3 protein-coding genes are annotated in these 2329 nt (G+C 75.5%); all 3 read left to right on the top strand.

All coding sequences use genetic code 11. From position 1 onward, the window contains the following. Window positions 1–1160 (top strand): DUF4190 domain-containing protein (locus BI06_RS18320; RefSeq protein WP_043469173.1); only part of this gene is annotated, 1160 nt, incomplete at its 5' end. Between the two features lie 179 nt (window positions 1161–1339). Then, on the top strand, window positions 1340–1522 hold the full coding sequence (locus BI06_RS18315) for a hypothetical protein (protein ID WP_043469170.1): 183 nt from the start codon (window positions 1340–1342) through the stop codon (window positions 1520–1522). Between the two features lie 25 nt (window positions 1523–1547). After that, window positions 1548–1967, top strand: a complete 420-nt coding sequence (locus BI06_RS18310; protein WP_233290182.1) for a (deoxy)nucleoside triphosphate pyrophosphohydrolase — start codon at window positions 1548–1550, stop codon at window positions 1965–1967. The last annotated feature ends 362 nt before the right edge of the window (window positions 1968–2329 follow it).

Here is a 2329-nt window from a genome sequence, read left to right as displayed (position 1 = left end):
CGGCCCCCGCCGACGCGCCGCCGCCCGCCGGCGCCCCGGCCGCGCCGCAGCCGACCGGCTGGGCCGCCGTCACCCCCGCCTCCCAGAGCGGCTTCCAGCCTGGCTTCCCCTACCCGGCCGCCCCCACCCGCACCAACGGCTTCGCGATCGCCTCGCTGGTCACCGCCCTGTTCTGCCTGTGGCCGCTGGCGCTCGTCTTCGCGGTGGTCGCGCTGGTCCAGATATCCCGGCGCAACGAGAAGGGCCGCGGCCTGGCGGTCTCCGGCCTGGTCGTCGGCGTCCTGTCGCTGATCGTCTCCCTGATCGCGTTCATCGGGCTGGCCGCGATCGGCTTCGACGAGGAGCGGTACGCCGACTCCCGGCACGGGCCGAAGGGCTCGGTGGCCGTCAACGACCTGCGGGTCGGCGACTGCTTCGACCAGCCGCCGCTCAGCGGGGACCCCGGGTCCACCAGCGTCTACTGGGTCCGGGTGGTGCCCTGCACCGCGCCGCACCACGCCGAGGTCGCCGGCACCGTCGTCCTTCCGTCCGGCCGGGACGACCAGTACCCCAGCGGGGCCGAGATGGGCCGGAACGCCGAGAAGCTCTGCGGCCCGGTGCGCGACGACTACGCCTTCGACTCCTGGCTCGTCCCCGACGGCATGGACGATTACTACTACTACCCCGGAACCAGGGCCTGGATGACCGGTGACCGCCGGGTGACCTGCACCTTCCAGGACAAGCAGCAGGCGCACACCGGCAGCGTCCGCACCGACCGGACCAAGCTCACCCAGGCCCAGCGCACCTACCTGGACGCGGTGCTCGGCTACAACAAGGCGCTGTACGCCGAGCCGGAGGAGGACGTCGTCGACGCGCCCGCCGCCTACCACCAGTGGGCGAAGGCGATGGCCGCGGCCTGCCGCAAGGAGGTCGCCGAGCTGTCGGTCAACGGGATCGACTGGCCGGAGGGCGCCCGGAGCAAGCTGATCGAGCTGGGTGCGGTCACGCTGGACGCCGCCAACGCCTGGGACGCCGCGGCCAGGGCCGCGGACCCCGCCGAGCTGGAGCGCGAGGTGGGCAAGGCGGACGCGTTCTCCGTCAAGAGCGGCAAGCTGGCCGTGGACATCCGGCGCGCGCTGGGGCTGTCGACCGGCGAGCGGGCCGCGGACATCCGGGTCTGAGCCCGGGCCCCGGCCGCGGCCGTCGCGTCGATCCCCGCCTAACCGGTTGTTAACAGCCCCCGTACCGGCCGGTAGTGAACGGCGCGTAGTGTCCCGTGCAGCCCCGCCCCGACCCGACCCCCACGCGGGCCGGGGCGGGGCCGCTCCACATCGGCACGCGCGCGTCCTAGCCTGGGCGCATGGACACCTTTCGGGTGATGCGGCAGGACGACAACGGTCAGCGCTTCCGGGTCGTCGGGGGGATCGGGCGGGAGGCGGCCGAACAGCTCGCCGCCGAGTTCGAGGCGCGCGGCCACAAGCAGCTGTACTGGGTCGAGGCCGAGCCCGCCGGGGACTCCCGGGCGCGGGGGCCGCACAGCTGAACCGCACGCCGTAGGGTCGGGGCCCATGGACAAGGCCATGGACCCCGCGGGGGAGAACCGGATCGTCGTCGGCGGCGCGCTGATCCACCGGGGGCGGGTGCTCGCCGCGCGGCGCAGCACGCCCGCCGAGGTGGCGGGGCGCTGGGAGTTCCCGGGCGGCAAGGCCGAACCCGGTGAGACCGAGACCGAGGCGCTGGAGCGCGAGCTGATGGAGGAGCTGGGCGTCCGGGCCCGGGCGCTCACCCGGCTGCCCGGCGCCTGGCTGGTGCGGCCCGGTCTCGAGCTGCGGCTCTGGGCGGCCGAACTGCTCTCCGGCGACCCGCTCCCGCTCCAGGAGCACGACGAGCTGCGCTGGCTCGGCGCCGCCGAGCTGGCCGAGGTGGACTGGCTGGACCACGACCGCGAGGTGCTGCCCGAGGTCGCCCGCCTCCTCGCCGCCTCCTGAGCCCGGCCCCTCCCGTCCCGCCCCCGAACCCCGTCCCGCACCCCGCCGCGTGGTGCGACGCGCGGCGCGACGCGTGGCGCGGTGCCCCGGCAATCGGAAAGGCCGACGCGGCGGGCGGGATAGCCTTGGTCCTGCTGGGTATGTCACTTTTCGGCACTATTCGTCACCATCGGTGAGCCGCCCCAGCCGGCGCCGCCGATCCCGAGCAGAGCCGGAGGCCGCGTCGGTGTCGAAGAGCGGGAACGGCGGTGGGGGAGCACGCCGGGCGGGCACCGGGGGGAGCGCCGCCGCCCGCGCCCGGCTGCGCCGCGGCGCGAACCGCGCGGCGGCGGCCACCCGGGCCGACACCGGGGGTGCGCTCC

This window comes from Kitasatospora sp. MBT66 (assembly GCF_000710405.2).
Taxonomy (GTDB): Bacteria; Actinomycetota; Actinomycetes; order Streptomycetales; family Streptomycetaceae; genus Kitasatospora; species Kitasatospora purpeofusca.
Note: the sequence above shows the minus strand (reverse complement) of the source record. Positions and strands in the feature narration are given on the sequence as shown.